The sequence below is a fragment of the Delftia tsuruhatensis genome, from assembly GCF_903815225.1.
In the GTDB taxonomy this organism is placed as follows: domain Bacteria; phylum Pseudomonadota; class Gammaproteobacteria; order Burkholderiales; family Burkholderiaceae_C; genus Comamonas; species Comamonas tsuruhatensis_A.
In genome coordinates, this window is sequence record NZ_LR813084.1 from 3029595 (window position 1) to 3047033 (window position 17439).

Here is a 17439-nt window from a genome sequence, read left to right on the forward strand (position 1 = left end):
AAACACGAAATTGAAAGGCGATTAAGCCATGATGATCGAAGCCCTGTTCATCGATTATGTCAGCCAAGTCGAAGACTACAGAGGAAAGGTCCGCAAAGCCATTGGGGAGAAAAATGTACCTCTGGATATGGTCAAGAAAATATCCTGTACGGATGGCACCTTGAAGGGCGTGGAAGCAGGGGTCAGCCCATCTGCCTATGCACAAGTGGATGCCTTGAGGCCGCACGCCCTGGAGTTCATTGAGGGTTGCGGCCTGGAGTATGAGCTGCTTGAGCGTGTCATCTTGCAGATTTCCTTCGACATCATCAGGTACTCGAAGTTTGGAGGAGATTTTTCCCTCGGAGTCAGCCAGTGGCTGGTCCAGCAGCAGGATTTCGTACCCTGGATCATGGAAACCCTGGAGCGATGCGGGGTGCCCAGGCAGCGGGTGGTCCTCAGGTTGGGAGCCAGGCTCTTCACCCTGGACAGGACGCAGGAGAAGCTCATACATGCCATCTCATCCGTCGAGGCGGCTGGCTTGAAGCTGTGCCTGGCCGATTTCGGCATTGGCGGCGCCACGCCCCATGTATTGAGCAGGTGCCAGATGCATGAAGTGAAGATTGCCAGGCATTTCTTTGCTCAGGCTCGCTCCGATCGCAGGGCGGCATTGTTCCTGAGAAGCATGGTCCGCATGGCCCAGGGATTGAATGCCAGGGTGATCCTGGATGGCGTGGACACCCCCAACGATGTGCGGCTGGCCCGATCCCTGGGGGCTGAGTTGATGCAGGGTCATGTCTTCGGCACCCTGGATCAGGCCGGGCAAGCACAGCTTTCTGACTTCTGAAGACTGCTGGCTGCTGGTGGATGGCTGTTTATTTGTACAGTATGATGCAGCCATGAGCCTCGACCAGATCGCCTTCTCCATCCCCGTGGCCATTGCCGTGTGGTTGTCCCAATCCCGCTCGGAAGCCTTGCGAAGATGGGCCTGCCTCTTTGGCCTCGTGGGCATGCCCTATTGGCTTTATGCCGGCATGCTGGCCGGGCAGTGGGGCATGCTGGGCCTGGCGTCGGCATTTTCCCTGGCCTGGCTGCGTGGGCTTTGGGTGTATTGGCTGGGTACCCGGCGGCGGCAATCCATGGGTTCGGGCCTGGGGACGATACAGATCACACCGGGCACCCGTTAGGTCCAGACGCAGGGCCGGGCCTGCCGGTGCTTGCTGGCGGGTTGTGGTCGATTTTCTTGTTGACATGCTTTTTCTTGCTGCTTGCCTATGGAGGCGCAGAAGTTTTCAAGCGTCTGCACTGGAATTTGATGCAGATAAAAGCCGACTGATTTGCTGGGTTGGTGGCGGCCGCGACAAGGCCCGCCTGAGGGTGGATGCCTTGCTGATTCTCCGAGCGGGCTATGCGTAGCGGTGCATGGCAGGCTGTCCGTTGCGTGCACCTTGCTGGTGCGTGTCCCCAGGCAAGGAGCCCGTTGCGAGAACGGGTGATCGTTATGCTTGCATGGACATTCCCATTGAAGCCACATGGTTTTGTGAGTAAAAAGCGACGAAAAATCCGAGTTTGTGCGGGGGCGATCCAACCTTCCGTTCGCCTGCGCAGTCGCAGGCAGCGGCATAGAATCGTTTGCATACAACAGGCAGCCGTCCGAGTGAATTGCTGCTGAAAACCACGAGCAATAGCCCACCCTGAAGGCGGTGGGCTTTCTTTTTCGGCCTCTGCCACGACAGGCCGGCTGCTGCTTTTCAGTGCACACCTATGGTTTTCACCTGTTGTCAACCACGAGGTTTGCAAAAATGAAATTCACACTCAACCAACAAGAGGTCGAGCTCCAGGGCGTAAGTCCGGAGACGCCGCTGCTCTATGTGCTGCGCAACGACATGCAGCTCAACGGTCCCAAGTTCGGCTGCGGCCTGGGCGAGTGCGGTGCCTGTGCCGTGCTGATCGACGGCAAGGTGGCCCGCTCCTGTTCCGTGCCCGTGGGCGTGGTGCAAGGCATGCAGGTCACCACGCTGGAAGGGCTGTCCCAGGAGGCGACCCAGGCCGAGCACGCCCGCGTGGCGCGTGACTGGCAGGCGGCGCTGCCTGCCAGCGTGCCGGGCCTGCCGGAAGGCAAGTCGGCCGGGCATGCCGTGCACAGGCTGCACCCTGTTCAGCAGGCTTTCATCGACGAGCAGGCTGCCCAGTGCGGCTACTGCACCAACGGCATGGTCATGGCCCTGGTGGCCCTGTTCGACCACAAGCCCACGGCGACGGACGACGAGGTCACCCAGGCCCTTGCGGGCCACCTGTGTCGCTGCGGCACGCATGTGGAGATCATGCGCGCGGCCGCACGGGCGCGCGTGCTGATTGCCCAGGGAGGTGCGGCATGAATGCTTCCAACCCCTTGCAACTGACGCGTCGCAATCTGCTCAAGCTCGGCGGCATGGTCATGGTCAGCTCTGTCGCGGCGGCGGGCCTGGTGGCTGAGACTTCCGGCCCTGCCGAGGCCGTGGCCGGCGCCTTTCCCATCCCTCCCATCGACCGCGTGAGCAGCTTCATCGCCATCGGTGCCGACGGAAGCGTCACGGCCTATCACGGTCACGTGGACCTGGGCACGGGCATCCGCACCTCGCTGGCCCAGCTGGTGGCCGATGAACTCGACGTGGAGTTCGAACGCATCACCATGGTCCTGGGCCATACGGGCCGCACACCCAACCAGGGCCCGACCATTGCCAGCAACACCATCCAGGTCGATGCCATCCCCATGCGCAAGGCTGCGGCCCAGGTGCGCCAGTTGCTGCTGGGCCTGGCGGCCGAAAAGCTGCAGCAGCCGGTGTCCGCGCTGGTCACCTCCAAGGGCGTGGTCGTGGGCAAGGGTGGCCGCCGCATCGGCTACGGCGAACTGGCCCAGGGCCAGGACCTGAACATCGCCCTGGACAAGGAGGTGCCGCTGCGCACCAGCGGCTTCAACTACATCGGCAAGTCCGTGCAGCGGGTGGACATCCCCGCCAAGGTGCTGGGCGCGCTGGCCTATGTGCACGATGTGCGCGTTCCCGGCATGCTGCACGGCCGCGTGGTGCGCCCACCGTACGGCGGAGCGGATGCTTCCGCGCCGCTGGGCAGCAGCCTGGTGTCGGTCAACGAGCAATCGGTGGCCCATCTGCCGGGCCTCGTCAAGGTCGTGGTACAGGGCGACTTCGTGGGCGTGGTGGCCGAGCGCGAGGAGCAGGCGATCGCGGCCATGCGCCAGCTGGAGGTGACGTGGAAGGACTGGGCCGGCGTGCCCGACCTGTCGCTGGACGCCATGCACGGCACGCTGGCCAGGCACGAAAAAACGGACCGCATGCTGCGAGAGGATGCGGGCATCGATGAGGCCTTCTCGGGCGCCAGCAAGGTGATCGAGGCAGACTATGTCTGGCCCTACCATCTGCACGCCTCCATCGGCCCGTCCTGCGCGGTGGCCGATGTGAAGGGCGACCAGATCCAGGTGTGGACCGGCTCCCAGAACCCGCACGATGTGCGCAAGGACATCGCCACGCTGACCGGCATGGCGGCGGACCAGATCAATGTCACGCGCCTGGAGGCCTCGGGCTGCTATGGACGCAACTGCGCCGACGACGTGGCATCCGATGCGGTGCTGCTGTCGCAGGCCGTGGGTCGTCCGGTGCGAGTGCAACTGATGCGCGAGCAGGAAGCGGCCTGGGAGCCCAAGGGCACGGGCCAGCTGATCCGCGTGCGCGGTGGCCTGGACGACAAGCACGAGGTGCTGGGCTACGAGCTCAAGACCTGCTACCCCTCCAATGACGCGGCGGCCCTGGCCCTGATCCTCACGGGAAAGGTGCCCAACAAGGCCAAGGTGCTGCAGATGGGCGACCGCACGGCCATTCCGCAGTACGAGTACCCGAAGATGCGCGTGGTCTCGCAGGATGCGGCACCCATCGTGCGCGCCTCGTGGATGCGCGGCGTCTCGGCCCTGCCCAACGTGTTCGCCCATGAATGCTGGATCGACGAGTGCGCCTGGCTGGCCGGCGAGGACCCCATCGCCTACCGTCTGCGCTACCTGAAGGATCCGCGCGCCGTGGCCCTGTCGCTTTCCGCGCGCAAGCACGCCAACTGGCAGGACGGCCCGGCCCACCGCAAGGCCGCGCCGGCCGACCAGCGCCTGGTCAAGGGCCGTGGCTTTGCCTACGCCCGCTACTACCACAGCAAGTTCCCCGGCTACGGAGCGGCCTGGGCCACCTGGATCTGCGACGTGACCGTGGACCGCGAGACCGGCGTGATCAAGGTGGACAAGGTCTTCGTGTCCCACGACTGTGGCGAGATGGTCAACCCGGCCGGCGTGCGCCACCAGGTGCACGGCAACATCATCCAGTCCACCAGCCGCGTGCTCAAGGAATACGTGACGTTCGACGGCAAGGGCGTGACCTCGCTGGACTGGGGTGGTTACCCCATCCTGCGTTTTGACGAACTTCCCGAGATCGATGTGCAACTGGTCGAGCGCCCGGGTGAAGACCCCATGGGTGCCGGCGAATCGGCCTCGGTGCCCAGTGCCGCCGCCGTCTCCAACGCCGTGTTCGATGCCACCGGCGTGCGCCTGCGCGAGGTGCCGTTCACCCCGGCGCGCGTGCTGGCCGCGCTCAAGGCCCAGGCGGCCAAGGCCGGCAACTGAGAACGAAGGACCAGGACATGCAAACAATCAAGAAAATCACCTTCGGCGTGGTTGGCCTGGCCGTGGTGGCCGGCGCCGCCTTCTGGCTGGCCACGGGCCGCGGCGAGATCGCTCCCCAGCAGCAGATCCCGGTGCAGGACTTCAGCCCGCAGCAGATCGACCAGGGGCGCCGTCTGGCGCACATGGGCGACTGCGCAGTCTGCCATACCGCCCCCGGCGGCCAGCGCAATGCGGGCGGCCTGGCCATGCCCAGCCCCTTCGGCACCATCTATTCGACCAACATCACGCCCGACGCCGAAACCGGCATCGGCCGCTGGTCGTTCGAGGCCTTCGAGCGCGCCATGCGCCACGGCGTGGACCGCGAGGGCAACTACCTGTACCCGGCCTTCCCCTACACGGCGTTCACCCGCATCACCGATGAGGACATGAAGGCCCTGTACGCCTACCTGATGAGCGAACCGGCCGTCTCCAACAAGGCCCCCAGGACCGCGCTGAACTTCCCGTTCAACGTGCGACGCGGCCTGGCCCTGTGGAACGCGCTGTATCTGGAGCCGGGCGTGCAGCCCGCGCCCGCCAACCAGTCGGGCGAGTGGGTGCGCGGTGCCTACCTGGTGGAAGGCCTGGGCCACTGCGCTGCCTGCCATTCGCCGCGCAATCAGTTCGGTGCCGAGAAGAAGGGCGTCGATCACCTGGCCGGCGCCTTCATCGATGGCTGGGATGCGCCCGCGCTCAACGACAAGGCCGTGGCCCCGCTGCCCTGGACGCGTGAGGATCTGGTGCGCTACATGCAGACCGGCTTCTCGGAACGCCACGGCGTGGCCGCCGGCCCCATGGCGCCCGTGATCGAGGGCCTGTCGCACCAGTCGGCCGAGGACATCAACGCCGTCGCGACCTATCTGATGTCCTATCGCAAGCCCTTGGCCGATGGAGCAGGCACGGGCGACGCCCAGGCCCTGGTGAAGGAAAAGACCGAAGTGGCCAGGCTACCCGTGGACGCCCAGGGCTACCGCCTGTACCAGGGCGCCTGCATGGCCTGCCACCGCGCGGACCCCAGCGGCGTGCTGGCGGGCAGCAGCTTTGGCGCGCGGCCCCAGCTGTCGCTGAATACCAACCTGTACAGCGATTCGCCCACCAACGCCATCCACGTGGTGCTCAACGGCATCACGCGACCGGCGCATCCGCAGCTGGGAACCATGCCGGCTTTCCGCCACAACCTGAGCGACGAGCAGATCGCCACGCTGCTCAACACCATGCGCAGCCAGTACGGCCTGCAGCCCTGGGCCGGCCTGAGCGACAAGGTCAAGGCCCTGCGCGAGGAAACCCGGCCTGGCAAGGCGTTGCACTGAGCCTTGCCCTGTGTCATCTGCGCGGCCAGGATGGCGCGCTAGGATGTCAAGGAACCGCCGGGGCCGGCGGTTCCTTTTTTCATTGGGAATCCATACGCCATATGACACTGTTGAAGCCAGCCTCCCGCGTCCCTGAAGACTCCACCCTGCTCACCGAGGCCGATCGCCAGTGGCTGGATGAACGCGCCGGATCGCTGGATGCCGATGCCAGCCAGGCCGCCAGCGTCGTGCCCTATCTGGCCCGTGCCGGCCTGCTCACGCATGGCCTGCCCCAGGCGATGGGCGGGCGAGGGACGCCGGTCAGCCATGCCATCGAAGCCATTGCCCAGGTGGCCTCGCACTCGGTGGCGGCGGCGTTTGCCTTCTGGGGCCAGCGCGTGCTGATCCAGATGCTGGCTGCGACCGGCAATACCGGCCTGCGCGAGCGCTGGCTGCCGGCGCTGCTGCGCGGCGAGACGGCAGGCGCTTCGGGGCTGTCCAACATCATGAAATTCCTCAGTGGCATCGAGGCACTGAGCATCCGCGCGATGCCCGCACCTGGCGGCGGCTGGCTGCTCGATGGCGGCGTGCCATGGTGCACCAACCTGCGCGAGCCGCAGTTCCTGGCGGCCGTGGCCGTGGCGCGCGACGACGGCGCGCCACCCATGATCGTGGCCCTGCCTTCGGACCGGCCAGGCCTGCAGCGCTCACCGGACCTGGAATTGATGGCGTTGCGCGGAACGAACACGGCCGCGCTGCGGCTCGCTGGCGTGGCCATCACGGCCGATGACCTGCTGGCCGAAAAGGCCGGGGGCTTCCTGCCGCAGGTGCGTCCCGCCTTCCTGGGCATGCAGTGCGGCCTGTCCATCGGCCTGGCGCGGGCGGCCTGCGCGGCGGCGGCGCGGCGCATGGGAGAGGGCGGCCACGTGCTGCGCGAGGCGCTGACGGAGACCCGTGAGCGGCTGGAAGACGCGGCCATGGCCATCCAGAAAGGCGTGGACGGCGGCGAATTCGCCGAGGCGCCCCAGCGCCTGTTCGCGCTGCGCCTGGCGCTGCACGACAGCGTGCAGCAGGCCCTGCAACTGGAACTGCAGGCCACGGGTGGCAGGGCCTACCACCTGGATGTGCCGGGCGTCGCCACGCCGGGCGTCGCCACGCCGGGCGTCACCACGCCGGGAGGTTTTGCACGCCGCTGGCGCGAGTCGGCCTTCATCCCCATCGTCACGCCCAGCGTGACCCAGCTGCTGGGCGAGCTGAAGAAGCACGGCGGCTAGCAGCTCGGCCGCTCAAGACCTGCGGGCCGGGCGCAATGCCTGGTCCAGCACTCCCATGGCGGTTCCGGAGGCCGCCAGCAGGCGCGGGCGCGACACGCCGTCGCGCGCCTGCACCGAGATGCCGTGCAGCCGGCATAGAAGTCGCCCAGGGCCTGCACATCCGCGCCTTCCCGCAACTCGCCCTCGTCCATCGCGCGTTGCAGGCGGTCGATGATGGACTGCGCGCGCTGGCGGCGGTGCACGGCCAGCCAGGCGGCCACTTCCTCGTTTTCCTGCGCGAAATTGATTGCTGACCTGTTCCCGTTCCCGCAGCGCCCGGCCGGCCTCATCGAGACCGCCTTCGAGGAGCTGGCGCGCCGCAGGCGCCCCATCCTGGACGCCTGCGACGAGCAGGGCGTGAACCTGTGCTACGAAATCCACCCCAGCGAGGACCTGCACGACGGCACCAGCTTCGAGCGCTTCCATGAACTGGTCGGCCGCCACGAACGCTGCAAGATCCTGTTCGATCCCAGCCACTTCGTGCTGCAGCAGCTGGGCTATCTCGACTACATCGACATCTATCGCGAGCACATCCGCATGTTCCATGTGAAGGATGCGGAGTTCCTGCCCAGCGGCCGCCAGGGCATCTACAGTGGCTACTCCTCGTGGCTGGAGCGGGCAGGGCGACGGCGTGCCCGTGGCGGCCGTGCGCCTGCCGGGCATGGTCCATGCCTGCATCCACATGCTGGGGCTGGCTCCGGCAGCGCGCCGGCTGCTGGACGAGGCGGGGGGCGCCGTCCGGCGGGCGCTGGGCACGGGACAGGGCCGAATCAGGCCTGGGCCAGGAAGGCCGCCACCAGGGCATTCGCATGCCCGTGGCCCATCTGGTGCCCGGCCTTGAGCCGGGCCACCAGCTCCATGTGCTTGCGCGTGTCCTGCCTTTTCAGCAAGTCCATCCAGTATGCGATGGGCTGGCCGTAGGTCTTCTCTATGGATGGGAAGTACGAGGCCGGGCCCCTGACCTTGGCTGTCTCCGTCATGGCGTGTCCCTTCTTTCCGTGATGCGGGTGCGGCGATTGTGCCGCCTCAGGTCAGGAACAGCACATCCTCCTGCAGGGGGGCGGGCGGCAACGGCTCGCCAGCCAGCTCGCGCAGCGTGGCCTCGATCATCCGGGACATGGCGTCCAGCGCCAGGTCGTTGGGCGCGGTGCCGAAGGGCTCTTCCAGCTCGGCGCCCAGGGCCTCCAGCGCGAAGAAGGTGTAGGCGATGAAGGCCACGATCACCGGCGTCATGAAGCCGATGGCATCCACCAGACCGAAGGGCAGCAGCACGCAGTACAGGTAGATGGTGCGGTGGATGATGACCGCGTAGGTGAACGGGATGGGCGTGCCCGCGATGCGCTCGCAACCGCCCAGCGCTTCGCCGAGCTTGCACAGCGGCGCCTCCATGGCGGGCACCAGCACGGGATCCAGGCTGCCTTCGCGCCGACGCGCCAGCAGCCACTCTCCAGCCATCAGCAGCAGCACGGCCGGCTTGAAGCGCACGGGGGCCAGGCGCTCGCAGTCGCCGGGCGGCAGCAGGCGCTGCATGTCGGCGCCTGCGTCGGTGCCGCGCAACTGATGGCGCAGCGCGTGCACGAAGGCGGCCAGGGTCATGGCCAGGGCAGGGGTGTGCTCGGGCGCGTCGCACAGGGTCCGGGCCTGGCGCACCAGGGAGCGCGTCTCGTTGAGCACGCTGCCCCAGAGCATGCGCGCCTCCCAGTAGCGTGCATAGCTGGTGCTGTTGCGAAACCCCAGGAAGATGGCCAGCGTCAGCCCGATCAGGGAGAACGGCACGAAGTTCAGCGGCACCTTCCACGCGAACAGCTGGCCGTGCAAGGCCGTGACCACCACGGCAAACCCGGTGGCGGCCAGCAGCTGGGGCAGGATGTCGAGGAGCACGGAGCCGCGCAGCACGAACAGCATGCGCAGCCAGTGGGGACGGGGCCGGATGATCATGGGGGCTCGCTCGGGATGGGCAGTCCGATACTCTAACCGTCCCGGGCCGGGAACTGTTCGCCCTGCGTTGCGATGCCCGGGCATGGGGCTTCGCCCTATGTTGCAGTGCGGGATTGCGCGGGTCGCGCGGGACCGGGCACTACAATCAGACCATGCTGCATGCCATCCGTCGCCTGTCCCTGAAGAGCGCGCTGCTGCTCATGATGGTGGCGCAACTGCTGATCCCGCTGCTGCACAGCCATTTCGGCACGCCGAACCAGGCGGGCCTGCACATCCATGCCGCACCGTCGCGGGTGGCGGACTCCCATTTCCATCTGTTCATGGCGCATGGTTCAGTCGGCGACATGGACGAGCAGCCTGTCGAGCCCTTCGAGGTTGATGTGCAGGACGCGCTGCAGCCGCTGGACCTGCTGCCCATGCCCTTGCTGGCCGTCATCGGTCTGGCCCTGCTCACCCTGGGGCTGCGTGCCGCGCGCATGCGTTCCATCGCCCCCAGGCCTGCGCCCATTGCACCGCCCCTGCGCCTGAGTGCGCGCTGGCGGGGCCGCGTGATACGGCCATCCCCGGCCCAGGCGCCACCTCTCGCTTCCTGACCCCCGGGCCCGTCGCCCGGGCCTGCCATCGCCCGCGCGCCGCGAACGGCTGCGCGTGGACGGCGTTCGTGTTTTCCCCCGGAGTCAGGAATGTTCTTCTCCCCATGGCTTTTGGCCGGCGCACTCGCGCTGCCAGCCGTCGGCATGGCCGCGCCGGCCCAGGCCGAACCGGCATCCCTTGCCTTGTCAGCCGAGCAGGCGCGCGCGCTGGGCGTGCGCTTCGAACCCCTTGCGCCCGCCGGGCGGCTGGACATCGCGGTCCATGCGCGCGTCGTGCTCCGGCCCGATGCCCAGGCCGTGGTGGCCGCGCCCTATGCGGGTGCGGTGCCGCGTGTGCTGGTGGCCCTCGGCCAGACCGTCAAGGCCGGCCAGGCGGTGGTCTCCTTCACCAGCCCTCAGCAGTACGAGGCGCGCCGCGCGCTGCAGGAAGCCGAGTCCCAGGCGCGCCTGGCACGCCAATCCCTGGCGCGCGACCAGGCGCTGCATGAGGACGGCATCATCGCCGCCAGCCGCTGGCAGGCCACGCAGGCCCGTGCCGCCGAGACGGCGGCCATGGCCCTGGCCCGCCGTGCCGAGCTGGCCTCCAGCGGCCTGCGCTTCAGCGGCGACGAGGCGCACCTGGTTGCGCCCCGCGCCGGCCTGGTGACCGAGGTCCTGGCCGTGCCCGGCGCCCGCGTGGAGGCCTCGGCACCCCTGGTGCGCGTTGCCGACCCCCAGGCGCTGGAGCTGGACCTGCTGCTGGGCCGTGAAGTACCACTGCCCGCCGTGGGGGATGCGGTAGAGGTCGCCGCCCGCAGTGCGGCCGGGAAGGTCGCGGGCATCGCGCCCGTGGGTGATGGCTCGGCGGGCATGCGCGTGCGCGTGGCCTTGCGGCGGCAGGGCGACCTGCGCCTGGGGGAGAGCGTGTCCGCCACGCTGGCCCTTGACGCAGGGCCGGCAGATCCCGCTGGCGCGCGCCGGCGGATACCGGCGGCGGCGCTGGCGCACTGGCAGGGCCGCGCCGGCGTGTTCGTGGCCACCGGCCAGGGCGTGCGTTTCGCGCCGTTGTCCGTGGAGGCCGGCGACGAGGCCACGGCCGTGGTGCGCGGCGCGCTGCCGGCCGGGGCACGCATCGCGGTGACGGGCATCGCCGCGCTCAAGGGCCTGCTGTCCGGAGGCGAATGATGCTCGGGCGCCTCATCGATTTCTCGCTGCGACAGCGCGCGCTGGTGCTGATGGCGGCCTGCGCATTGGCCCTTGCCGGTGCCTGGGCCTATGTGAACCTGCCCATCGATGCCTTTCCCGACATCTCGCCCACCCAGGTCAAGGTGATCCTGAAAGTGCCGGGCATGACGCCCGAGGAGGTGGAGCAGCGCGTCTCCACTCCCGTCGAGCAGGAACTGCTGGGCCTGCCGAACAAGACCATGGTGCGCTCGGTCTCCAAGTACGGCATCAGCGACGTGACGGTGGATTTCACCGAAGGCACGGACGTGTACTGGGCGCGCCAGCAGGTCTCCGAGCGGCTGGCCGGCCTGCAGCGCGACCTGCCCGCCACGGCCGAAGGCGGGCTGGCCCCCATCACCACGCCGCTGGGCGAGATGTTCATGTTCACCGTGGACGGCGAGGACTGGTCGCTGGCCGAGCGCCGCCATGTGCTGGACTGGGTGATCCGTCCCGCGTTGCGCACCGTGGCCGGCGTGGCCGACGTCAACGCCCTGGGAGGAGCGGTGCGCAGCTACGAGGTGGTTCCCGACCCGGCGCGGCTGCGCGCGCGCGGCGTCACGCTGGACCAGCTGCGGCAGGCGCTGGAGGCCAACAACCGCAACGACGGAGCCGGTCGGCTGGACCGTGGCGAGGAGCACTGGGTGGTGCGCGTGGAGGGGGGCGTGCGCGGGCTGGATGATCTGCGCACCATCGTGGTCGTGCCCACGCAGGGTGGTCGGGCCGCAGCCACCGTGGGCGACGTAGCCACGGTGCGCCTGGGCGAGGCCACGCGCAACGGCGCGGTCAGCCGCGATGGGCGTGGCGAGGCGGTCCAGGGTCTGGTCCTGGGTCTGCGGGGCGTGGACGCGCGCGGCCTGGTCGATGCCGTGCAGGCTCGGCTGGACGAACTGGCGCCCCGGCTGCCCAAGGGAATGCGCACCCAGGTCTTCTACAACCGCGGCGAACTGGTCTCGCGTGCGGCCGGCACCGTGGTGCGTGCCCTGGTGGAGGCCAGCGTGCTGGTCGTGGTCATGCTCTACCTGTTCCTGGGCGGCGTGCGCGCCGCATTGGTGGTGGCGGCCACGCTGCCGCTGTCCATGCTGGCCACCTTCCTGCTCATGCGCCACGTGGGCCTGACGGCCAACCTGATGAGCCTGGGCGGACTGGCCATCGCCCTGGGCATGCTGGTGGACGCCGCCGTGGTGGTGGTGGAGAACATCGAGACCGCGCTGGGCCACGCCCCGGGCGATTCGCAGGCCAGGACGGGGATGGACAGGTCGGTGTTGATCCGGGACGCGGTCTGCGCCGTTGCCACGCCCATGCTGGCTGGCGTGTCCATCATCGGCATCGTGTTCCTGCCGCTGCTCACGTTGCAGGGGCTGGAAGGCAAACTGTTCGCCCCGGTGGCGTTGACCATCGTGCTGGCGCTGGGCGCCTCGGTGCTCATCGCCTTCACCGTGGTGCCGGCGCTGGCCTCGCTGCTGCTGCGGGCCCATGGTGCCGACACGCCCTGGCTGATGGGGCGCGTGGCGCGGGGCTTCGGGCGCATGCAGCGCTGGAGCCTGGCGCACCGGTCCACGGTGTTCGGGATGGCCGGCGCGGCGCTGGCCGGTGCCGGCGTGCTGTACCTGTCCGTGGGCAAGACCTTCATGCCCACCATGGACGAGGGGGACATGATCGTGCAACTGCAAAAGGCGCCCTCCATCTCGCTGGCCGCCTCGCTGGACATGGACATCCGCGTGCAGCGTGCGCTGCTGGAGCAGGTGCCCGAGATCCGCTCCATCGTGGCCCGCACGGGGTCGGACGACCTGGGCCTGGATCCCATGGGCCTGAACGAGACCGATACCTTCCTGGTGCTGCGGCCGCGCAGTGAGTGGCGCGGGGGCAAGGACGACATCGCCAGCGCCATACGCCATGTCATGGAGGGCTTTCCGGGCCTGATCTACGGCTTTACCCAGCCCATAGAGATGCGTGTGTCCGAAATGCTCACGGGCACCCGCGGGGACGTGGCCATCAAGATCTTCGGCAACGACCTGGCTCGCCTGGATGCCGCCGCCCATGCCGTGGCCGCGCGCATGCGTGACGTGCCGGGCGCGTCCGAAGTCATCGCGCCCGGCAACAGTGGCGTGCAGTACCTGCAGGTGGCGCTCAATCGCGCCGCGCTGGGCCAGTCGGGGCTCAGTGGTGACGCGTTGCAGGCCCAACTGCGCTCCCTGGTCGAAGGCGAGCGCATCGGCATCGTCCCGGAGGGTGTCGCTCGCACGCCGCTGATCCTGCGCGGCGGTGCGGCCTTGCGCCAGTCTCCCGAAGGGCTGGCCGGACTGCTGGTGGCGGCCCCCGATGGCAATACCTGGCCCCTGACCTCGCTGGCCACGCTGGCAGCGCGGGACGGCCCGGTGCGCGTGGACCATGAGAACGGCATGCGCTTCGCCGTGGTGCAGGTCAACGTCGAGGGCCGGGACCTGGCCGGCTTCGTGCGTGATGCGCAGGCCGCCGTCGCGGCCGACGAAGGCCTCATGGACATGCGCATCGTCTGGGGCGGCCAGTTCGAGAACCAGCAGCGCGCCGCAGCGCGGCTGGCCCTCGTGGTGCCGCTGGCCCTGGGCGCCATCTTCGTGCTGCTGGTGCTGACCTTCCGCTCGCCCAGGCAGGCGTTGCTGGTCATCGCCAACGTCCCGTTCGCGCTCGTGGGCGGCATGGCGGCGCTGGGCGCCGCAGGCGAGTACCTGTCGGTGCCGGCCTCGGTGGGCTTCATCGCCCTGCTGGGCATCGCGGTGCTCAACGGCGTGGTGCTGGTGTCGCACTTCAACCACCTGCTGGCGGCCGGCCAGCCGCTGGATCAGGTCGTGCGCCAGGGCGTCCGCGACCGGCTGCGGCCCGTGCTGATGACGGCCTGCATCACCGCCCTGGGCATGGTGCCGCTGCTGCTGGCCAGCGGCCCGGGCTCGGAAATCCAGCGGCCACTGGCCATCGTGGTGGCCGGGGGGCTGGTCAGCTCCACGGCGCTGACCCTGCTGCTGCTACCCCTGCTGTTCGAACGCTTCGGGCTTGCGCGCCACCAAAGGCAGGCCCGGTCATGAGCACCTTCTTCACCCCATGCGGCAGGGCGCAAGGCCCTGTCGGCCCACTCCTCAGGAGCCCGTCCATGAAACCCCTGCTGCCTGCCTTGGCCGCTGCCTTGCTGCTGGCAGGCGCCGTCCGGGCCCAAAGCTACCTGCCGCCCGAGGCTGTCGTGCGCGAGGCCGTGGCCCAGTCACCCGCCGTGCAGGCCGCCGATGCGGCCCGGCGCGGCGCCCAGGCCCGTGCCCAGGCCTTGCGCGCAGGCCCGCATGAAACCGTGGTGCGCGCCAGTGGCCAGCGCCGCTGGGTGCACGATGGTTCGGGCCAGCGCTTCAGCGAAGGCCAGGTGGCCATCGAGCGCCCGCTGCGCCTGGGCGGCAAGTCCGAATCCGATGCCCAACTGGCCGAAGCCACCCAGGCCCTGGGCCGTGTGGCGGCCCAGGATGCCCGCCATGAGGCGGCGCGCCAACTGCTGGCCCTGTGGTTTGCCGCGCAGCGGGCAGGGCAGGGCCTGAGGGCGGCGCAGGACAATGCCGAGGCCGCGGTCGAGCTGGCCCGCGTCACCCAGCGCCGCGTACGCGCCGGAGATGCCGCCAGGCTGGACAGCGAACTGGCATCGGCGGAGCAGGCGCGCATGCAGGCCGCCCTGGAGGCGGCCCGGGGTCGGCATGAGGCCGCGCGGGGCGAACTGCAGGCCCGGTTCCCAGGCCTGGGCGAGCCGCCGCCGGAGCCTGCGTTGCCGCCCGAAGACGGTTCACCGCTGCCGGAGCTGCCACCGCAGCCACGCGCCAGCCTGCGCCTGCGCTACATCGAGCAAAGCCACGAATACCTGTTGGCCCAGGCCGAGGAAACCCTGGCCCTGCGCCAGGCGCGCCGGGCCGACCTGGAGCGCCGCCCCGACCCCACCATGGGCGTGTTCGCCACCAGCGAGCGCGGCGGCACGGAGCGCATCGCCGGCGTCAGCCTGTCCCTGCCCCTGGGCTCGGTGCATCGCCAGGCCCTGGCGGACCAGGCCCTGGCCGATGCCGAGGCCGCGCTGTCGCGGCGCCTGGCCGCCGAGCGCAGGCTGGGTGCGGAATTCGACGTGCTCTGGAGCCAGCTGGCCGGCAAGCACGCGGCCGCCCAGGCCCAGGCCCGGGCGGCCGCGCTCCAGCAGGCCGCGTCGGACCGTGCGCTGCGTGCCTACCGCGCCGGGGAGACGGGATTGACCGAGCTGCTGGCCGTGCGCCGCGCCCTGGCCGATGCCATCCTGGCCGGGCATCAGGCCCGCAGCGAGGCGCTGGAAGGCGACAGCCGCCTGCGGCTGGACCTGCATGAGCTGTGGGACTTCGATGATTGAGGCGGGCCATCAGCGCACACCACCTTGGCCATGAACTCGGAAGGTGAATGCCTGCGCCGGATGGCCGTGCCGGCGGTCACAGATCCAGCACCAGCAATGCCGTCTTCGCGCGGGAGCAGCACGGTGTGAACCAGGCATTCGAGGCTTTTTCCTCCTCGCTCAGGCAATGGTCCCGGTGGTCGGGCTCGCCGGACAGCACCGGCGTGATGCAGGTTCCGCAAACGCCTTCGTTGCAGGAGGTGGGCAGATCGACGCCGGCCGCCAGCAGCGCTTCGGCCACGCTGCGGTCCTTGGGAATCACCACCCGCCTGCGGCTGCGCCGCAGCTCGACGGTGAATTCCCGTGCCGGTTCCTGTTCCAGTGAAGGCGCTGCCGAAAAGCGCTCGCTGTGCAACCGGGCCTGGGGCCAGCCTGCGCGCGCAGCCTGCGCCAGTGCGGCATCCATGAAGCCGGTGGGCCCGCAGACATACAGGTGCCGGCCAGGGCCGGGGGCCTCCAGCAGGCGAGGCAGATCGATGCATTGGTCGAGCGGCCCATCGTCGAAGTAGAGGTGGACCCGCAGGCCGCAGCGGGCATCGCGCTCCAGGTCTTGCCGGAACGCCATGCGCTGTGCACTGCGCGCGCAGTAGTGCATCTCGAACGAGGCGCCCTGCCGCACCAGGGCCTTGGCCATGGACATCAGCGGAGTGACACCGATGCCTCCGGCCAGCAGCAGGCAGTGCCTGGCCTGGGGCGCCAGCGGGAACTGGTTCCTGGGCTCGCTGATCTCCAGCGTATCGCCGGCCGCCAGCGCATGCATGGCCGCCGACCCGCCCCGGGAGTCTGCCGTTTTCAGCACGGCGATCTGGTAGCGGTGCGTTTCCGAGGGGCAGTTGTACAGGGAGTACTGGCGGCTGAGCCCCTGCGGTCCGCAGGGTACGTCCGGGAGGTGGACGGTGATGTGCGCCCCGGCGCTGAAAGCCGGCAGTGCGGCTGCGTCGGGGTGCACGAGTTCGAAGCTGGCAATGTCCTGTGCAATGTCGGTTTTGCGCGCTAGTTTTACTTTCATGTCTTCCTCGCGAGGCTGAGTCGGTCATCGACAAGCGCACGATGCAACGGTGCCATGGTTGGAAGGCAAGGCTGGCGAGGGATTTGTCAGGGCGCGCGTGGGGAATTCGCCAGCGTGGCCACCAGCTGCCCATACATGGCATCCACGGCCGCCTGGCCCCGCGAGGCCTTGCTGCGCAGCGCCGCCACTTCCATGGACAGCAGCGGGGGCAGCTCGAAGCCGGCTGGCAGGTTTTGCAGTATCTGCAGATGCGCGGGCACGCTGCAGCGCGTGAACACGGCCACGGCCAGGCCGCTTTCCACGGCGGCCAGCTGGCCTGCCAGGCTGGAGCTGTGGTAGACCACGCGGTGCGCGCGTCGCTGGGCCGCCAGGCTGGACAGGGCTGCCGTGCGCGCCAGGCTGGCGGCCTCATAGACGGCGATGGGCAGCGGGTCCCTGCGCCAGACCTCGTGCTGTGGCGCGCCCACCCAGACCAGGGGTTCGTGGAACAGCAGGCGCCCGCGCTGCGGCTTGTCGCGCGAGACCAGGGCCAGGTCCAGCGTGCCGCGCACGACCTGGGGGATGAGCGCGGTGGACTGCTCGCAGGTCAGCTCGATCTCCACCCCCTGGTAGCGGCCCGCGAAGCTGCGCAGCACGGGCGTCAGATAGGTGCTGGCGTAGTCATCGGGCACGCCCAGCCGCACGCGCCCCGACAGCTCGGGGCCGAACAGCGCCGCCTGGGCCTGGGCCTGCAGCTCCAGCATGCGCCGCGCATAGCCCAGCAGTTCGGCGCCCGCCGCCGTCAGCTGCAGGTGGCGGGGGCCGCGCAGCAGCACGGGCCGGCCCAGGGCCGTCTCCAGCTTCTTGAGCTGCATGCTCACGGCTGCCTGGGATCGGTGCACCAGCGGTGCGGCGGCGGACAGCGACCCCGCGTCCACCACGGCCACCAGGGCGCGCAGCCAGTCGATCTGCAGGTCGGGATGGTTCACGGCGCGCTCCTGTATTCGATTTTCGAATGCTAACCCTGAA

At 69.1% G+C, this 17439-nt stretch carries 14 protein-coding genes and 1 pseudogene; 11 read left to right on the plus strand and 4 right to left on the minus strand.

Translation table 11 applies throughout. The annotated features are described in order from the left end of the window. The first annotated feature begins 28 nt into the window (after positions 1-28). The 7 genes and pseudogenes from L1Z78_RS13785 to L1Z78_RS13820 all read left to right on the plus strand — a co-directional run. The gene (locus L1Z78_RS13785; protein WP_234642038.1) at positions 29-823 is read left to right on the plus strand and encodes an EAL domain-containing protein; all 795 of its coding nucleotides are present in this window, start codon (positions 29-31) and stop codon (positions 821-823) included. A 52-nt stretch (positions 824-875) separates the two neighbouring features. After that, on the plus strand, positions 876-1163 hold the full coding sequence (locus L1Z78_RS13790; protein ID WP_234642039.1) for a hypothetical protein: 288 nt from the start codon (positions 876-878) through the stop codon (positions 1161-1163). 615 nt (positions 1164-1778) lie between these two features. Beyond that, positions 1779-2354, plus strand: coding sequence for a (2Fe-2S)-binding protein (locus L1Z78_RS13795; protein ID WP_234642040.1), 576 nt, complete (start codon positions 1779-1781; stop codon positions 2352-2354). Beyond that, on the plus strand, positions 2351-4633 hold the full coding sequence (locus L1Z78_RS13800; RefSeq protein WP_234642041.1) for a xanthine dehydrogenase family protein molybdopterin-binding subunit: 2283 nt from the start codon (positions 2351-2353) through the stop codon (positions 4631-4633). The genes L1Z78_RS13795 and L1Z78_RS13800 overlap by 4 nt, the downstream gene beginning before the upstream one ends. Positions 4634-4650: 17 nt before the next feature. Next, positions 4651-5979 (plus strand): c-type cytochrome, encoded by a 1329-nt coding sequence (locus L1Z78_RS13805; protein WP_234642042.1) that lies wholly within the window; start codon positions 4651-4653, stop codon positions 5977-5979. Between the two features lie 101 nt (positions 5980-6080). After that, a complete protein-coding gene (locus tag L1Z78_RS13810; RefSeq protein WP_418921701.1) occupies positions 6081-7232 on the plus strand; it encodes an acyl-CoA dehydrogenase family protein in 1152 nt (383 codons plus the stop codon). A 294-nt stretch (positions 7233-7526) separates the two neighbouring features. Beyond that, positions 7527-7913, plus strand: a pseudogene (locus tag L1Z78_RS13820) (sugar phosphate isomerase/epimerase family protein); the annotation flags it as partial. Positions 7914-8041: 128 nt separating this feature from the next. On the opposite strand, the gene L1Z78_RS13825 reads toward L1Z78_RS13820, so the two are convergent. Both L1Z78_RS13825 and L1Z78_RS13830 read right to left on the minus strand, forming a co-directional pair. Beyond that, entirely contained in the window at positions 8042-8251 is a 210-nt protein-coding gene (locus L1Z78_RS13825) for a DUF4287 domain-containing protein (protein WP_234642044.1), read from the minus strand. 46 nt (positions 8252-8297) lie between these two features. Beyond that, complete coding sequence (locus L1Z78_RS13830) at positions 8298-9209, minus strand: bestrophin family protein (protein WP_234642045.1); 912 nt, start codon at positions 9207-9209, stop codon at positions 8298-8300. Between the two features lie 152 nt (positions 9210-9361). Here L1Z78_RS13830 and L1Z78_RS13835 point away from each other — a divergent pair, with 152 nt between their 5' ends. The 4 genes from L1Z78_RS13835 to L1Z78_RS13850 all read left to right on the plus strand — a co-directional run bounded on the left by L1Z78_RS13835 (position 9362) and on the right by L1Z78_RS13850 (position 15383). Next, a complete protein-coding gene (locus L1Z78_RS13835) occupies positions 9362-9802 on the plus strand; it encodes a hypothetical protein (protein WP_234642046.1) in 441 nt (146 codons plus the stop codon). A 90-nt stretch (positions 9803-9892) separates the two neighbouring features. Beyond that, a complete protein-coding gene (locus tag L1Z78_RS13840; RefSeq protein WP_234642047.1) occupies positions 9893-10966 on the plus strand; it encodes an efflux RND transporter periplasmic adaptor subunit in 1074 nt (357 codons plus the stop codon). Continuing rightward, positions 10966-14064 (plus strand): efflux RND transporter permease subunit, encoded by a 3099-nt coding sequence (locus tag L1Z78_RS13845; RefSeq protein WP_234642167.1) that lies wholly within the window; start codon positions 10966-10968, stop codon positions 14062-14064. Before L1Z78_RS13840 ends, L1Z78_RS13845 begins: the two co-directional genes overlap by 1 nt. Before the next feature lie 65 nt (positions 14065-14129). After that, the gene (locus tag L1Z78_RS13850; protein ID WP_234642048.1) at positions 14130-15383 is read left to right on the plus strand and encodes a TolC family protein; all 1254 of its coding nucleotides are present in this window, start codon (positions 14130-14132) and stop codon (positions 15381-15383) included. Between the two features lie 76 nt (positions 15384-15459). Here L1Z78_RS13850 and L1Z78_RS13855 read toward each other — a convergent pair whose 3' ends face one another. Then, positions 15460-16431 carry a PDR/VanB family oxidoreductase gene (locus tag L1Z78_RS13855; protein ID WP_234642049.1) on the minus strand — a complete coding sequence of 324 codons (972 nt, stop codon included), beginning with the start codon at positions 16429-16431 and terminating at the stop codon, positions 15460-15462. An 86-nt stretch (positions 16432-16517) separates the two neighbouring features. After that, positions 16518-17399 carry a LysR family transcriptional regulator gene (locus tag L1Z78_RS13860; protein ID WP_234642050.1) on the minus strand — a complete coding sequence of 294 codons (882 nt, stop codon included), beginning with the start codon at positions 17397-17399 and terminating at the stop codon, positions 16518-16520. Positions 17400-17439 lie beyond the last annotated feature (40 nt).

Excerpts from the sequence above, each read along its gene's own strand:
- L1Z78_RS13785 (WP_234642038.1), top strand. The coding sequence starts at position 29 with ATGATGATCGAAGCCCTGTTCATCGATTATGTCAGCCAAGTCGAAGAC.
- L1Z78_RS13790 (WP_234642039.1), top strand. The coding sequence starts at position 876 with ATGAGCCTCGACCAGATCGCCTTCTCCATCCCCGTGGCCATTGCCGTG.
- L1Z78_RS13795 (WP_234642040.1), top strand. The coding sequence starts at position 1,779 with ATGAAATTCACACTCAACCAACAAGAGGTCGAGCTCCAGGGCGTAAGT.
- L1Z78_RS13800 (WP_234642041.1), top strand. The coding sequence starts at position 2,351 with ATGAATGCTTCCAACCCCTTGCAACTGACGCGTCGCAATCTGCTCAAG.
- L1Z78_RS13805 (WP_234642042.1), top strand. The coding sequence starts at position 4,651 with ATGCAAACAATCAAGAAAATCACCTTCGGCGTGGTTGGCCTGGCCGTG.
- L1Z78_RS13810 (WP_418921701.1), top strand. The coding sequence starts at position 6,081 with ATGACACTGTTGAAGCCAGCCTCCCGCGTCCCTGAAGACTCCACCCTG.
- L1Z78_RS13825 (WP_234642044.1), bottom strand. The coding sequence starts at position 8,251 with ATGACGGAGACAGCCAAGGTCAGGGGCCCGGCCTCGTACTTCCCATCC.
- L1Z78_RS13830 (WP_234642045.1), bottom strand. The coding sequence starts at position 9,209 with ATGATCATCCGGCCCCGTCCCCACTGGCTGCGCATGCTGTTCGTGCTG.
- L1Z78_RS13835 (WP_234642046.1), top strand. The coding sequence starts at position 9,362 with ATGCTGCATGCCATCCGTCGCCTGTCCCTGAAGAGCGCGCTGCTGCTC.
- L1Z78_RS13840 (WP_234642047.1), top strand. The coding sequence starts at position 9,893 with ATGTTCTTCTCCCCATGGCTTTTGGCCGGCGCACTCGCGCTGCCAGCC.
- L1Z78_RS13845 (WP_234642167.1), top strand. The coding sequence starts at position 10,966 with ATGCTCGGGCGCCTCATCGATTTCTCGCTGCGACAGCGCGCGCTGGTG.
- L1Z78_RS13850 (WP_234642048.1), top strand. The coding sequence starts at position 14,130 with ATGAAACCCCTGCTGCCTGCCTTGGCCGCTGCCTTGCTGCTGGCAGGC.
- L1Z78_RS13855 (WP_234642049.1), bottom strand. The coding sequence starts at position 16,431 with ATGAAAGTAAAACTAGCGCGCAAAACCGACATTGCACAGGACATTGCC.